This is a genomic window from Cellvibrio sp. PSBB023, from assembly GCF_002007605.1.
Lineage (GTDB): Bacteria > Pseudomonadota > Gammaproteobacteria > Pseudomonadales > Cellvibrionaceae > Cellvibrio.
On sequence record NZ_CP019799.1, the window covers coordinates 3,755,935 to 3,770,284 of the forward strand.

Below are 14,350 nucleotides of genomic sequence, written 5' to 3' on the forward strand. Positions count from 1 at the left end.
TATCATGTTTTCAAATTTCCCAAAACGTAACTCTCAAGCGCTTGATGAAGTTCTGGCACGACTCCGTGGTGCGGATCAAGTGTAGTAATGTGCTTTGCGGCTAAATTAACTAATTCATATGAGGCGCTTTTAAAAATTGGAGGAACAATTGGATTTTTCAGAGTCTCAACATGGGACGCTATATGAAGGAGTAGCCAATCAATGTGTTCAGATTGCATCAGATTATGAATGCATCCCAAGCATAAGTCAGGGGACGCATTGTGTCGTTGGGGAACTGCGGATACAGCACATTTGGCTTTAGATTGCGTGCGGCGTTTTAGAAGACAATACCCCCACGGGTTAGCTTTAATATCAAGGATCTCAACTGTGGCAATTTTCTCTGCAAATTGAATTTTTTCCTCGGGTGTCATAACTAGGGTGCTTTTTGACAATCTGCGCAGCCATGTATGCAAGTAACCAGAGTAACCCTCCCCGGCATTTTCCAAATAATTATGCACCAGAGAACTGATCACATTTTCTTTGGCTACCTGATGAATAGCTCTATGATCTTTATTGCGAACATATGCGAGCCATTCAGATCTAGAAATGTGCTTGAACTGACTACGAACAATCCATCCGACGTCGCCATCATTGCTACGATAAACTCCTTCCACCCAAATATGCCGAAATGCGTGAGGTGTTGGATACAAGCAACCCTCAAGTATTTCTTCCGATACCACTCTTACCACTGAAGCGAGCTTGCAATCTTGTTCTGATAAAGTTTGTATCCACGCCTTGGTTTCTTCACTCACGTGAAGATCAATCAGCTTTGTAAAATTTTCACTAAGTGATTTTGATTTGTATCGTAAAAGCCAATCTTTCTTTTCTAGATCCGTGGCATCCGTAAAGAAGAACGCTACTCTTGCGAGCTGATCTGTGCAAATACGATACGCGTCTTGCAGATTATGAGAAAAAATCATCTTTTCCCATTCGTAAGCAGACCTTAAAGCTTTCAATCTAGCATATTCATTCAAATCGGTTTTGCTGAGTGCCGACTTGGTCGCGATTTTGTCAGCAATACGATCCCAGATTGCTTTGTCTCTGATATTTTTAAAGGGTCCATAGTTTTGGACATAGTGAACCCATAGTCCAATAACTCCATTTTGTACGGGAACACTCGAGTCATCAACGCGTTTTCTCACAGAGTTAGCGCGGAACAAGCAGGGACTATCGCTACTCGCATTTGTCAGTGACCGCATTCTATGAATTAGGATGTTTGCATGAAATGTAATCTCGCGAGACAGAGGTATTCTGCCGTTTGTTTTGAAGACAAACCAGTGGACCTGATATCTAATGGGGAACGCGTATTGGTCAAGCAAGTCCTCATTATCAAACCCTTTCACATTGGATATCGAAAACCCGAACTCGCTTCTTCGCCAGCCATTCAATGCAACGAGACTGGTCAATCCTGCCTGTTCAACGAGTCTTACGAGCTGGCGTGGAAATTTATTATTACTATCATAAGAATTTTTTTCTGTTAAACCGAATCGTTCATAGTCTCTCTGTTGCGGGATGTTGAATTGCATGTTTTTATGCGCCTCATACAGGGCGTTCAGAATTTCGGAAAAGGATGTAAACGATATCGGTGGGGCGGTATTTGTCAGAAGAGAGATGGTCTCTGCTTCATCTTGATGTTTTAACCATGTCCAGATAATCACGCGGAGTCGATCAATATTTTCCTGTTTCTGGTTAAGCTTCAAGTAATCACAGATCTGGACAATGGTACTTTCCTGGAGGCATTTTGACAAAAATGTTTCGGAGCAGTAAATTTTTTGAAAATGAAGTGTGACCAAAATCCTTAGCTCAGCAATAGTCGTCTCACTAGTTTGCGCGCCATATCGATTTACAAAGGAGGTTATCTCTTTCGTTGACTTGCCGGTTAGCAAGTACGTAGTCCAGAGCAAAACTTTTGATTTATCTCGCTGCAACTCCAATGCAAATCCTTCCACTGCATTGTAGGTAGAAGAAATCGCGGTTGCTAGTGCTATATGTTCTTCAAAAAAAAGCATGCAGTGCTCGATATAATACTGTCCGAAATCGAGCGTTAACCTGTTGAAGCTTCCCCCGGCCCTCCAATCCGCATATGTCAATTCATCATTTGTTAAAGCAGGAATAACTGTCTTTAGAGTTTTGGTAACTAAATGGAATGTTACACCGACTATAATATTTTTGATGTTGAAAAGACGGAATGTGTAGATCCAATCATCCAGTTTGAAAAGGCTCTGAAAGCGAACAGCTGAATATAAGTTTAAACGCTTTACTTCCGTTCCGTTTTGGTAGCTATACAGCAGGTAAAATGCAATTACGCTCTCCAAATTGTTTTGGGTGAGTTGGTGTTGATTATTTCTGGCAAGCGCCGCCCATAAGTATTCAATGCCAGAGAAAGTGGATTGATAAGCTGAAATCGCTACTGTACAAGATTCAATCCACATTAGCTTGCTAACGGTAATCAGATCGAAGCTTAGGGCCTCGTACCATGTTGAATAACTTTCCTTAAATGAGAGAAGCGTATTAAAATTAATGCGAATTATTTCCCCGTTGATACAATGAAATGTCCACAGATTTTCATCGAAATTATTTTCAACTGATCCTTTTGCTGCATTAAGTTTCGCTTGGGCATCACCCTTATCAAAGCTAATGTTGATGTGAGGCTTCCGTTTCATTCTTTGCTCTCAAAAAGATAACTAAATAATGATGGGAGGTGTTCTGCATAGTTATGGTACTGTTCGGTGGCGGCCTTCGCACTTACCATCCTATTGAGTGTTCGACTCATCCATTCAACTTTGGGCAGAAGTATACGCTCCACGAAATCCGGTCTTGATCGTAATAGTTGCTCAATGAATTTTTCCGTCTGATTGAGATAATGAATGAAATATAAAGCGCTATTGACCGTGTCTGTTACGATGATGGTGTCATATTCATCATAGCTAGCTAAAGATAAGTCATCAGTCGCTCCCGGATGAGTGGCACTAATATAATTAGGTTTGATGACTTCGGTTTTTGCATCGTACTCAGTAACCATTTTTGTAATGTTTTCAACCGAAGGACGGTAAACAACGTTTTGCAAACTGTACAAAACGAGTCGCGTGATTCTCCCGCATCGATTGACCCAATCCTTGTTTGCATCCGTTAGATAATGCTGCTTTTCTGTATTAGAAGAATGAGAATGGTGATTTATTAAATCCGAATCCCTGTACATATCCGACCCTGCGTGGACAGCTGATGTTTTGATATGCGTTAATTTGAAAAGGTAGGATGGCAATGGTCTTGGAACATTTGCTTCATATACTCTACGGGTAGCTCCACTTTCTCGCCGGAATGATTCTGAACTTTTACTCCCCTTCCTAAGGCTAAGGATTGCTTCGAGAAATATAGGTTGGGCTTTACCGTGATCGAGTGCGCTATAAATTCTTTTCTGCAGATCTTCGGAGCTCCAAAGGTTAAAAAAGAAATGAAAAATTGAATACCCAGTTGACGTCATGTCTAGTGTAGGAATATTTATTCCAGAATTGATGTTGGTCTGAAACAGCGAAGCTCCACTCTCGAGTCCGCTAATATATTTGTGTATAGCTTTTGTCCAACAGTCTGAGGCCATCAATATCTTAGGATATTTGAAATCACCAGAACGTCCTTTGTAGTAATTACATTGCATAAACAAAAGTCGCCCATTGGAGTTATATTCCATGGCATAGTGAGTCGTTTTGATTTTTTGGACGTCTGAAGGCTGGATGGTTTCGCATGCTATTAACCAAGCAGCTAAACGCTCTTCTATAAGGGAATAGCGATGGTGGTAGTTTTCATCAAACAGAAGGGGGCGGAGAAAATATTCCCGAACATTTGACAAATTTTCCAGCCCTTGAGAATAGATTTTCTCTTTAAGGCGATCTTGACCAGAAGGACTTACTAAGTCCAGCCATAGACATTTTGTTAGTACATCGTCTGGGGTTCCGTCCGATTTCAGGCTGCCGATTTTTTTTAAAAGATTGAGTCCCCATTTCGCGTGCCACTTCTGAATGTTCTCCTTGATCGGTGCCTCGTCAATCTTTTCATACCATTGCTCCCGAGCCTCAAGAAGATACTGTAGTGTCGTTGCTATAGTTATGCGGAAACTGAGAAAAAGGCGAGAAGGGCTTTCCAGCTGTAGATATTTTGCTTCTCCTAATACTTCGCGTAGCCATGTGATGGAAAACCAATCCGACATGGTGTAGCTTTCCGCGGCAGATCGAATATTTTTTTTTGTGACCTTTATGAGATTTCGAATATATAGTAAATCATCTTGTAATAGCGATGCAGCGTTCATCCCATGTTTCAGCAAATTTTTTATCGTTGCAGAGTCTGTATTTTTAACTCCTGCAACGCTTATCCTAAACGCACCGTAGTCATCTATACACTCATATCTGTGTTCCTTTTTGCGGTTTACATCAATTTCGTTCATCCAGTTTATGAAAAAGCGAACTCTTGCCAAAAAGGTGGTCTGTGTGTTTTGCTTTAGTTCGTTAAACCAAGTGGTATGCAGCGAAGAAGATATTGCTCTGTAAATAATCTGATGATCTGGATTCGTCGATGTTAGCTTGGTTAACCTATTAACCTGAGCAGCTAATATGCTAAATACTTCCGATAGATCATGATCGTCAATTTCTGATTGCTTAGCGAATACGTTATCAAAAGCGGTTTCATCAGAGTGGCAAAACTGCGGCGTTTCGACTTGATCATTTTTGTTATTACCACGTTCCGTCATAGTTCGAGCTCCAGCATTTGAAGTCTCATGCGGATGTAGCGTGTAGTAGTTGCAGGAGCGTGGCCGTCCTTTGTAAATTTATGCCCAAGTCGTTGAGCAACAACAATAAGCGCTGCCGACTCAGAGCGTGTCTCCCGTCCGAAATTTCGCGTAATCTCATAGTGGAATAGCTCAGTTGCGAAGGTGTGACGGAGATCATGAAAACTTAACAGTTTGTTGAGGCCGGCAATCATCGCCCTCTTTCTAAAAACGCGTGAAGCTTGTTCGCGCCCAATTGGCATTCCTACGTTCCCAGGATCTCTTCTAACAAAAAAGCAATCTTCTGTACGATTTGCCATTTTTAAAATTGCCGCACGCTCACTCTCCACATATCGTCGCATTTCTAAAAGCAAATCGCGACTCAGATAAATCCAGCGAGATGTTTTCCCTTTTGTATACTTGCCCTTTAATAAGTAGGAAAATTCATCGTGGTGATCGAATTTTGCGTTATCCAATTTTGGGAAGAGTTCAGCCAATCCTCCTTTGCCCGATAGTCGTAGTCCAACGAGCTCAGCAGTTCTTAACCCCACTTCGTAACCCATGCGCATCATCAGCTTTTCGCTAATAGTAGTGCAGGCCGCTAATAACTTGTTTCTTCCACTTTTTGTTACATATTGGATGTATTGTTGCCTATCGCTTTTTTCTGCCACTATTTGCCGTGTGGTTCGATAAGTTCGTAAGCTTAAGCGGGATTTTAATCCGACCGAATCAAGCCAGTTGTAGTATGCAACTAATGCGGATCGATGAGCTTCAATGGACGCAGCTTTAGTGAGCTCATCGCTAAGGATTTCATTGAGGTAGAAATTGACGACTTTCTCGCTGCAACTTGATGAAGCATGCATCCCTGGAGTGTTGTGAGTTGCCTTCGTTGCTTCGAGATAACTTAAAAATTTGGCTAAGTTATAGATGTACGCTCTAATAGTGGTGAGTTCTACTTCCCTCTCAACGTATGTGCCCATGCGCGTGTCGCTTCTTTCATCTTGCTGAACCTTGTAGTCAAGTGTCATTCCGTACCGGCATAGATGGGTTGTGTAGAGTAGAGGCAGGATCGGAGGAGACCCTGCTTCATCTACGATTACGTACAAGTCATGGAATTGATGTTCCCGGTATTGGAAATTGGACAGCTTTCGCACTTTAGCAGGCATTGCGGTCATCTCGAACATGTGGTTCGGCGATCATGCCACTTGGGGCAACATTTTTCCTATATTAAATGTACATAACGAAAAAATGCGATCCAACAGCGGCCCGGAAATTTTATCGCGGTAGCGTTTTACCTGATCCGGGGTGCAGCGGCAGCGATTGGCATCACTGCCGTGATAACCACAGGGACAAGGATTCATGGCCGCGACTAACTGGAAGCGTGCGGGGAAGCACGCCTGGCTGCGCGCGCGGGAAATGCGCACCTCGCCGCTTTCCAGCGGTTCGCGCAGCACTTCCAGCACCTGTCGCGAAAATTCGGGCAATTCATCCAAAAATAACACCCCGGCATGGGCGAGGGAGATCTCGCCCGGCTTGGGGTTTGAGCCACCGCCTACCAGCGCAATCGCGGAGGCTGTATGGTGCGGTGCGCGAAAGGGGCGCTGCTGCCAGTGGTAATCCTTGCTTTGTGCTGCGACGGAATAAATGGCGGCGACATCGAGCATCTCGCGCTCATTCAGACGCGGCAAAATGCCGGGCAAGCGGCTGGCGAGCATGGTTTTGCCGGTGCCGGGCGGGCCGTAGAACAGGAGGTTGTGGCCGCCGCTGGCAGCGATTTCCAGTGCCCGTTTTGCCTGCGATTGCCCTTTGACATCAAGGATGTCCAGTGCGCGCAACAGACTATCGGGTTGGTCGCGTACTGCCTCGGCGCGGGTTAAGGGCTCGCGACCGTGGAGGTGGGCACAGACTTGTAATAAATTCTCTGCACCAAAAACGCGCGTAATGCTGCTGAAGGCGGCTTCATTGGCATTGTCGCGGCTGATAATCAAATCCCGTTGCGCATCGCCGGTTGCCAATGCGGCTGGCAGTGCCGCACTTACTGGCCGCAATTCACCGGATAGCGCGAGCTCGCCCAAAAATTCACAGCGTTCCAGCGGCTCCAGTGGAATTTGCCCCGACGCAGCCAGTATGCCGAGGGCGATAGGCAAGTCGTAGCGGCCGCCTTCTTTGGGTAAATCGGCCGGGGCGAGGTTGACGGTGATGCGCTGGGCGGGAAATTCGAGGTGGCTATTGATAAGGGCACTGCGCACCCGGTCTTTACTTTCCTTCACTGCCGTTTCGGGCAGGCCGACGATGGATAAACCCGGCAACCCATTGGAGATATGGACTTCTACGGTGACTGGCGGCGCACTAATACCTAATTTTGCACGTGAATAGACTATGGCGAGAGACATGAACAATCCTTGTGGTAAGTCTTGGGGTAAATCTCATGAATAAGTAGCGGTCATTGTGGCCGCTACTGGATTACAGCGGGTTGGACTATAAAACAAGCGTGGCGCTTAGCACAATTGGCACAGGCCACACTTTCAGGATTCAAGCTGCGCCAATTGCCGTTCCAGCGCTTCCAGTTTCTGCCGTGTGCGCAAGAGCACAGCCGTTTGGGCATCAAACTCCTCGCGGGTCACCAGATCCAAGCGTGCCAGTGCCGCTTGCAAGGCGATGTGCAACTCACGCTGGGGCAGGCTTTCGCTGCCATTGGGCAGTTGTTGTTGCAGTTCTTCAAACAGGCGTTGCGCCAGATCTTTCAGCATAGCGTTCTCCACTGGACGGCTGTGTCGTCGGTAAGCCCCGGTTTTTGGGCTGCACAGTGTACCTTTTTTCCCTTTTTATGGCGCATCGCCATGACTGTCATTCTGGCGTTCAATTCCCTGTTTGGCGCCAATCTTTTCTTTGTGTGCGTTATTGGTGCTTGATATTTGCGCAGCCGCTCCAAGTTGGTGCGACTGCTTTCGGGGAAGGGTTTTTTTTCCGAATGCTGGATAAGTTAAAGCTTTTATCTATTTGTTTTGTAAGGAAATTATGAAATTGGCCTGCTCTATGCAAAACCGATCCCGAGCAGTTGACGCGAGTAGAGGTCGCCAATCTGGCCAGGCGGGTTTTGGCAAAGGGTAAGCGCCGCTTTGGCGCATACAGCGGCAAATCTTTACTTGGGCAGTATTTCCGGTGTTGCCCGCACCCTCCGGTGCGGGGATTTTTTCAGGAGTGCAGTAAATGAAATTGGTAACAGCAATCATCAAGCCGTTCAAGCTGGATGTAGTGCGTGAAGCCCTGTCCGATATCGGCGTGCATGGCATGACCGTGACTGAAGTCAAAGGCTTCGGTCGCCAGAAAGGCCATTCAGAGCTTTATCGTGGCGCGGAATACGTAGTCGACTTTTTGCCCAAAACCAAAGTGGAAATTGCCGTTTCAGACGCCGAGACCGATGCAGTGGTTGAAGCGATCAGCAAAGCAGCAAACAGTTCCAAGATTGGCGACGGCAAAATCTTTGTATCCAGTTTGGAGCAGGTGGTGCGTATTCGCACCGGCGAAACCGGCGACCAAGCGTTGTAATTCACTTTAATAAACGAAACGGGGAACAACCAATGGAAGAGAATATTTTTCACCTCCAGTACGCGCTGGACACCTTTTACTTCTTGATATGCGGTGCTCTGGTGATGTGGATGGCGGCGGGTTTCGCCATGCTCGAATCAGGTTTGGTGCGCGCTAAAAACACCACCGAGATTCTGACCAAAAACGTCGTGCTCTATGCAACAGCCTGTACCATGTACTTGATCTGTGGTTACGCCATCATGTACGACAACACCTTCTTCCTGACTGGCATCGCGGATGTGAATGTCGACGAAACCCTGAAAAGTTTCGCAGAGCGCGAAGACGGTTTCACCGGCGGTTCAATCTATTCCGGTGCATCTGACTTCTTCTTCCAGGTAGTGTTTGCAGCGACCTGTATGTCGATCGTTTCCGGTGCCGTGGCTGAGCGTATGAAATTGTGGGCATTCCTGTTGTTCGCCGTCGTTATGACTGGTTTCATCTACCCACTGGAAGGCTCATGGACTTGGGGTGGCAAAGATGTGTTTGGTTTCTTCAGTCTGGGCGATGCTGGCTTTAAAGACTTTGCTGGTTCAGGCATTGTGCACATGGCAGGTGCGGCGGCTGCTCTTGCGGGTGTGCTGTTGCTGGGTGCGCGTAAAGGCAAATACGGCCCGAACGGCGAAATCAACGCTATTACCGGTGCAAACCTGCCATTGGCAACACTGGGTATGTTGATTCTGTGGATGGGTTGGTTCGGCTTCAACGGTGGTTCGGTATTGAAACTGGGCGATATCGCCAATGCCAATTCTGTTGCTATGGTATTCCTCAATACCAACGCGGCTGCTGCTGGTGGTTTGTTGGGTGCGCTGGTTGTGGCTCGCTTGTTGTTCGGCAAGGCTGACTTGACCATGATCCTCAACGGTGCCCTGGCCGGTCTGGTTGCTATCACTGCAAGCCCTGATACCCCGAGCGCCTTGGCTTCTGTAATTATCGGTGTGGTTGCCGGTGTGTTGGTGGTGTTCTCCATCCTCGGTCTGGACAAACTGCGTATTGATGACCCGGTAGGTGCGATTTCTGTTCACGGTGCTGCTGGTCTGTTTGGTCTGTTGGTGGTTCCATTCACTGCCGAAGGCACCACGTTCCTTGGCCAGTTGATCGGTGCAGCCACCATCTTTATCTGGGTATTCGTAGCCAGTCTGGTAGTGTGGTATGTGATTAAACTGGTGATGGGCATCCGCGTATCTGAAGAAGACGAGTTTGAAGGTGTGGACATTGCCGAGTGCGGCATGGAAGCATACCCTGAGTTTACTCGTAGCAAATAATGCGCAATAGCGACGATCAGGCCCAAGGCTGATCGTCGCTGCAATTTGATCTGCTATAAAGTTGTTGTTGATCGGTAAAGCTTGGGTGTATCTTTAGCCATAAGCCGCTGGGCAGGAGCAAGTCATACTCCCGCTGTTCCGGCATCAGCATTCGCAAAACTCCAGCAAAGGATTTAATAATGAAATTGATTACAGCTGTCGTAAAACCTTTTAAGCTCGACGACGTGCGCACTGCATTGTCCGACGTGGGCGTGCAGGGTATGACGGTCACCGAAGTAAAAGGCTTTGGCCGTCAAAAAGGCCACACTGAACTTTACCGCGGTGCTGAATATGTGGTGGATTTTCTACCAAAAGTAAAAATCGAATTGGCCGTAGACGATTCCATGGTTGAGCAAGCGGTAGAAGCCATTACCAAAGCAGCACAAACCGGAAAAATCGGCGATGGTAAAATCTTTATCGCACCACTGGATGAGATTATTCGCATTCGTACCGGTGAAACGGGTTCAGACGCTGTTTAATGATTTTTCACTAAACACCCGTCTGTAAAAAAAACGCCACTTCGTGTGGCGTTTTTTTATGGCAACTCTCTATGCCCCTAAGACAAAAATTTTTGCAAGCTGGTGCGCAGTTGCTGAATAAAACGGCGCTGCTGGATGAAAAAATATACCGGCAAGGCCACCAGCATCAGTAACAATGCGCTGGTCTGTTGCGACATGCCAAGCAGTGGGCGCAGCACCAGAACAAAGGCAATACACAGACAAGTCATAATTGCGGCACTGATTAAGTTGCTGCGCCAATTGCGCATTTTGTTTTCTGTACTAAAAACATCTTTATAGGCTTTATCCAGCAGTGCGCGCTGTTCGGCTTCTGGCAAGGCGGCGATTTCGGGGAAGTGTTTTACTAAGCGTTTTGGGTTCATAAGGCTCGACAACTGTGGGTAAAAAATTCTCAAATTATGGATGTGGCTGCGCGCAAATCCGGCTGGTTTGATACATGGGTTGAGCAGAAGTTGCACAGCGTTTGTAATGATCCCTGGCTATTTTTTTCAGGCGCTTCTGGCGGTGCTAGACTTGCTCAGGGTTAATAACTAAAATCCGCCGCGATTGGTGATGGTAAGACAAAAAAAGCCTAAAAATTCATCGCAAATCATCATGACGTTTAAATAAGTCTGCGCTATAAATTAGCCGTGTTGTCAGTGAATGCAGCCTGGCTGACATAGCGACTACAACAACCAAGAATTCCATTGTACAAGTTTTCAGGTGACATTATGACTGATGAAGACCCCATTACCGACGAAGAATTAGATGAAACAGGCGTGGACGGGGAAGAGGACGCCGATGACGTAGAGGAGGCGCTTGAAAGCGATGAAGTCAGTTATGCCGCTAAAACCAAAGTGGCAGAGACCGAAGCTCTGGAAGATTTCAGCATCGCATCGCGGCAAAAAGCGCGCGATGAACTGGAGGCGCAAATCGCTGCTTTCCTGGCGCGCGGCGGCAAAATCAATGAGGTTCCGGCGAATGTCACCGCCGATCCACCGAAAAAGCCGACCCCGGATTACGGTGGTCGTCCTATCTAGTTTGCATCACAAATCGGCCCCATTATGGGGCCGATTTGTTTTTGGGGCTTTATGTGTGATTTAGGCTGTGCGCCGCTGTGTGAAAGGGCTGTGGCGGCGATCAGTTTTTAGGCGCGCGAATGCTGGATTTTTAACTGTTTGATTGAGTAGAATGGCCTGTCTTTTGCGTAGGCTCCACACCCTTAAATCGTTGCAAGGTTTACTGTGATCCTGTGCCAATCGCACCATTCCAAAGCGGCGCAAAAGAACGAACATTTTCGAGTAAACCTGGGGCGCTTGCCCGGCAACGAGGTTATGTCCTGACGAGTTCAGAGCGTTCGCCTGCGTTTGTGGGTTATTTGTCCCTGGTTTGTTCATTACTCCGGCCTGTGTGCATGTACGGCTTTTGTGAAATAACTAGAGGAGCACTGTCTAGGTGAATGATCCGCGCCCCCTGCTGATTCTCAATAATCTGTCTAAGACCTATGGCAGTAATCGGGTTCTCGATAACTTCGATCTCACTATTTTTGACGGCGAGTTTTTTACGCTGCTAGGTCCTTCTGGCTGCGGTAAAACCACCGTGCTGCGCATGATCGCCGGTCTTGAAGATACAGACACAGGTGTGATCACGCTGGATGGGCAGGATATTGGTGTAATGCCTGCTGAAAAACGCCCCATCAATACCGTGTTCCAGAGTTATGCATTATTCCCCCACATGACGGTATTCGATAATGTCGCTTTTGGTTTGCGCATGAGCGGCGTTGCCAAAGACGAAATCAAACCCCGTGTTACTGAAGCGCTGGAAATGGTGCGCCTGGGGGATTTTGCCGAGCGTAAACCGGCGCAACTGTCCGGTGGCCAGCAACAGCGTGTGGCTATTGCGCGCGCGGTGGTGAATCGCCCCAAATTATTGCTGCTGGATGAATCCCTCTCTGCGCTGGACTACAAATTGCGCCAGCAGATGCAAATCGAACTCAAGCGCTTGCAGCGTAAGCTCGGCATTACCTTTGTGTACGTGACCCACGATCAGGAAGAGGCCTTGTCCATGTCTGATCGCGTTGTGGTCATGAACAAGGGCAAGGTGCAGCAATTGGGCACACCGCGTGAAATTTATGAGCAGCCAGCCAATTTATTTGTGGCCAAATTCATTGGTGAAATTAATCAGCTTGATGGTGTCATCGTCGAAGTCGATGGCAACCATGAATACGAAGTAAAAGTAGAAGGCTTGAAGTGGCGCTTGCACGCTGAGCATAACTTCAAGGTGGGCGACAAAGTGAATGTCTTGTTGCGCCCGGAAGATGTGCGCGTGGAATACATCGACGACCCGCACCCCGACCAGTATTTGGTTGGCACTGTGGTTGAACGCAACTACAAGGGTAAAACCCTGGATTCCCTGATTCGCCTGCCCTCCGGCATTGAAGTGATCGCCAGTGAATTCTTCGATGAAGATGATCCCTCATTCGACTACAGCTTGAACCAGAAGGTAGCCATTAAATGGGTGCCAGGTTGGGAAGTGGTGTTGCCTTATGAAGTCTAGTGTCAGCCAATTTCGTTTTTGGGCAATTGGCCTCGCCAGTGTCTGGCTGACGCTGTTTGTCTTTTTCCCTAACTTGCTGGTGATTTTCACCAGTTTCCTGACGCGCGATCCACAGGCGACGGTGAGTTTGCCGGTAAATGTTGACAGCTATGTCCGCACCCTGGATTTCCTGTATTTAAAAGTCCTGTGGGATTCGCTGCGCATGTCCTTGTTGGCGATGATTGTGTGCCTGCTGATTGGCTACCCTTTTGCCATGGCGATTGTGAGCCTGCCCAAGCGCTGGCAGCCGGTCATTTTGTTTCTGGTGATCCTGCCGTTCTGGACCAACTCGCTGGTGCGCACCTACGCTATCCAGTTTATTTTGGGCAATCAGGGCATTATCAATAAATCCCTGATTGCGGTCGGTTTTATCGATAAGCCAATCCAATTGCTCTATACCCAATTTGCCGTGATTTTGGGGCTGGTGTACATCCTGCTGCCGTTTATGGTGCTGCCGCTCTATTCGGCCCTGGAAAAGCTCGATGTGCGCTTGCACCACGCGGCAAAAGATTTGGGTGCTGGCCCGCTCAGCCGCTTTTGGCACATTACTGTACCCCTGACATCGCCCGGTATTGTGGCAGGTTGCCTGATGGTGCTCTTGCCAGCGATGGGCATGTTCTACATCTCTGACTTGCTCGGCGGCGCCAAGAACCTGCTGCTGGGTAACGTGATTAAAACCCAGTTCCTGCACACTCGCGATTGGCCCTTTGGCTCGGCGTTCAGTGTCATCCTGATCGTGCTGCTCGGCTTTATGCTGTGGCTCTATTTCCGTGCAGCGCGCTTTGTGAACAAACAAGGAGGACTCAATGGCTCCGATTTTTAGATGGGGTTTTATGGGGCTGATCCTGACCCTGATTTATATCCCCATTTTGGTGCTGGTCGTGAACTCATTTAATGCATCCAAGTACGGCATTAAATGGGGCGGCTTTACCTTCAAATGGTATGAGAAGTTCTGGAATAACGATGGTTTAATGACCGCTGCACTGAATTCGCTGACCGTTTCCATTGTGGCAGCAACAGTCGCGACAATTATTGGCACGCTTGCTGCTGTGGCATTACATCGCTATCAGTTCAAAGGCAAGGCGTTGCTGTCGTCGATGGTGTTCGTGAGCATGCTGACGCCCGAGATAGTCATGGCGATTTCACTGCTGATTGTTTTTATGGCGCTGGGCATCAAACTGGGTTTTGTCTCCCTGGTCATCGGGCACATCACCTTTTGTTTGCCGTTTGTCATAGTGGCGGTTTATTCGCGCCTCAAAGGCTTTGACATGAAAATGCTGGAAGCGGCGCGCGATTTGGGTGCCAGTGAAAGCAGGATTTTCTGGAAGATTATCCTGCCCTTGGCATTACCGGCAGTAGCAGCAGGTTGGCTGTTGAGTTTTACCCTGTCATTGGATGACGTGATTGTCAGCGCATTTGTCACCGGGCCCGGTTATGAAATATTACCGCTCAAGGTTTACTCCATGGTGCGTGTGGGTGTATCCCCGGAAGTGAATGCGATATCAACAATCTTGCTTGTGGTATCTCTGGTTCTGGTTATTGTTTCCCAACTTCTTTTACGTGAGGATAAATAA

At 47.5% G+C, this 14,350-nt stretch carries 12 protein-coding genes and 1 pseudogene; 7 read left to right on the forward strand and 6 right to left on the reverse strand.

Annotation, left to right across the window (positions count from 1 at the left end; all coding sequences use genetic code 11):
* Window positions 1-2: 2 nt before the first annotated feature.
* The 5 genes and pseudogenes from B0D95_RS16170 to B0D95_RS16190 form a co-directional block, all read right to left on the reverse strand.
* Window positions 3-2,702: a hypothetical protein gene (locus B0D95_RS16170; RefSeq protein ID WP_078044862.1), complete on the reverse strand. Its 2,700-nt coding sequence runs from the start codon at window positions 2,700-2,702 to the stop codon at window positions 3-5.
* Window positions 2,699-4,777: a hypothetical protein gene (locus tag B0D95_RS16175; protein WP_078044863.1), complete on the reverse strand. Its 2,079-nt coding sequence runs from the start codon at window positions 4,775-4,777 to the stop codon at window positions 2,699-2,701. Before B0D95_RS16175 ends, B0D95_RS16170 begins: the two co-directional genes overlap by 4 nt.
* Window positions 4,774-5,823: a tyrosine-type recombinase/integrase gene (locus tag B0D95_RS16180; protein WP_168172470.1), complete on the reverse strand. Its 1,050-nt coding sequence runs from the start codon at window positions 5,821-5,823 to the stop codon at window positions 4,774-4,776. Before B0D95_RS16180 ends, B0D95_RS16175 begins: the two co-directional genes overlap by 4 nt.
* A 219-nt stretch (window positions 5,824-6,042) precedes the next feature.
* A pseudogene (locus B0D95_RS16185) lies at window positions 6,043-7,188 on the reverse strand (YifB family Mg chelatase-like AAA ATPase); the annotation flags it as partial.
* Between the two features lie 132 nt (window positions 7,189-7,320).
* The gene (locus B0D95_RS16190; RefSeq protein WP_078044865.1) at window positions 7,321-7,545 is read right to left on the reverse strand and encodes an accessory factor UbiK family protein; all 225 of its coding nucleotides are present in this window, start codon (window positions 7,543-7,545) and stop codon (window positions 7,321-7,323) included.
* Between the two features lie 460 nt (window positions 7,546-8,005).
* Here B0D95_RS16190 and B0D95_RS16195 point away from each other — a divergent pair, with 460 nt between their 5' ends.
* The 3 genes from B0D95_RS16195 to B0D95_RS16205 all read left to right on the forward strand — a co-directional run bounded on the left by B0D95_RS16195 (window position 8,006) and on the right by B0D95_RS16205 (window position 10,163).
* Entirely contained in the window at window positions 8,006-8,344 is a 339-nt protein-coding gene (locus B0D95_RS16195; protein ID WP_007639550.1) for a P-II family nitrogen regulator, read from the forward strand.
* Window positions 8,345-8,376: 32 nt separating this feature from the next.
* On the forward strand, window positions 8,377-9,645 hold the full coding sequence (locus tag B0D95_RS16200; protein ID WP_078044866.1) for an ammonium transporter: 1,269 nt from the start codon (window positions 8,377-8,379) through the stop codon (window positions 9,643-9,645).
* Between the two features lie 179 nt (window positions 9,646-9,824).
* Window positions 9,825-10,163 carry a P-II family nitrogen regulator gene (locus B0D95_RS16205; protein ID WP_007639554.1) on the forward strand — a complete coding sequence of 113 codons (339 nt, stop codon included), beginning with the start codon at window positions 9,825-9,827 and terminating at the stop codon, window positions 10,161-10,163.
* Window positions 10,164-10,240: 77 nt separating this feature from the next.
* Here B0D95_RS16205 and B0D95_RS16210 read toward each other — a convergent pair whose 3' ends face one another.
* A complete protein-coding gene (locus B0D95_RS16210) occupies window positions 10,241-10,564 on the reverse strand; it encodes a hypothetical protein (protein WP_149867939.1) in 324 nt (107 codons plus the stop codon).
* Window positions 10,565-10,912: 348 nt separating this feature from the next.
* Between B0D95_RS16210 and B0D95_RS16215 the strand changes: the two genes are divergently transcribed.
* The 4 genes from B0D95_RS16215 to potC all read left to right on the forward strand — a co-directional run bounded on the left by B0D95_RS16215 (window position 10,913) and on the right by potC (window position 14,350).
* Window positions 10,913-11,221 (forward strand): hypothetical protein, encoded by a 309-nt coding sequence (locus B0D95_RS16215; RefSeq protein WP_078044868.1) that lies wholly within the window; start codon window positions 10,913-10,915, stop codon window positions 11,219-11,221.
* A 415-nt stretch (window positions 11,222-11,636) separates the two neighbouring features.
* Window positions 11,637-12,737, forward strand: a complete 1,101-nt coding sequence (potA, locus tag B0D95_RS16220) for a spermidine/putrescine ABC transporter ATP-binding protein PotA (RefSeq protein WP_078044869.1) — start codon at window positions 11,637-11,639, stop codon at window positions 12,735-12,737.
* Window positions 12,727-13,599, forward strand: a complete 873-nt coding sequence (gene potB, locus B0D95_RS16225) for a spermidine/putrescine ABC transporter permease PotB (protein ID WP_078044870.1) — start codon at window positions 12,727-12,729, stop codon at window positions 13,597-13,599. Before potA ends, potB begins: the two co-directional genes overlap by 11 nt.
* A complete protein-coding gene (gene potC / locus B0D95_RS16230; RefSeq protein ID WP_078044871.1) occupies window positions 13,583-14,350 on the forward strand; it encodes a spermidine/putrescine ABC transporter permease PotC in 768 nt (255 codons plus the stop codon). Before potB ends, potC begins: the two co-directional genes overlap by 17 nt.

Excerpts from the sequence above, each read along its gene's own strand:
- B0D95_RS16215 (WP_078044868.1), top strand. The coding sequence starts at position 10,913 with ATGACTGATGAAGACCCCATTACCGACGAAGAATTAGATGAAACAGGC.
- B0D95_RS16205 (WP_007639554.1), top strand. The coding sequence starts at position 9,825 with ATGAAATTGATTACAGCTGTCGTAAAACCTTTTAAGCTCGACGACGTG.
- B0D95_RS16200 (WP_078044866.1), top strand. The coding sequence starts at position 8,377 with ATGGAAGAGAATATTTTTCACCTCCAGTACGCGCTGGACACCTTTTAC.
- potC (WP_078044871.1), top strand. The coding sequence starts at position 13,583 with ATGGCTCCGATTTTTAGATGGGGTTTTATGGGGCTGATCCTGACCCTG.
- B0D95_RS16170 (WP_078044862.1), bottom strand. The coding sequence starts at position 2,702 with ATGAAACGGAAGCCTCACATCAACATTAGCTTTGATAAGGGTGATGCC.
- B0D95_RS16210 (WP_149867939.1), bottom strand. The coding sequence starts at position 10,564 with ATGAACCCAAAACGCTTAGTAAAACACTTCCCCGAAATCGCCGCCTTG.
- potB (WP_078044870.1), top strand. The coding sequence starts at position 12,727 with ATGAAGTCTAGTGTCAGCCAATTTCGTTTTTGGGCAATTGGCCTCGCC.
- B0D95_RS16190 (WP_078044865.1), bottom strand. The coding sequence starts at position 7,545 with ATGCTGAAAGATCTGGCGCAACGCCTGTTTGAAGAACTGCAACAACAA.
- B0D95_RS16175 (WP_078044863.1), bottom strand. The coding sequence starts at position 4,777 with ATGACGGAACGTGGTAATAACAAAAATGATCAAGTCGAAACGCCGCAG.
- B0D95_RS16180 (WP_168172470.1), bottom strand. The coding sequence starts at position 5,823 with ATGACACTTGACTACAAGGTTCAGCAAGATGAAAGAAGCGACACGCGC.
- B0D95_RS16195 (WP_007639550.1), top strand. The coding sequence starts at position 8,006 with ATGAAATTGGTAACAGCAATCATCAAGCCGTTCAAGCTGGATGTAGTG.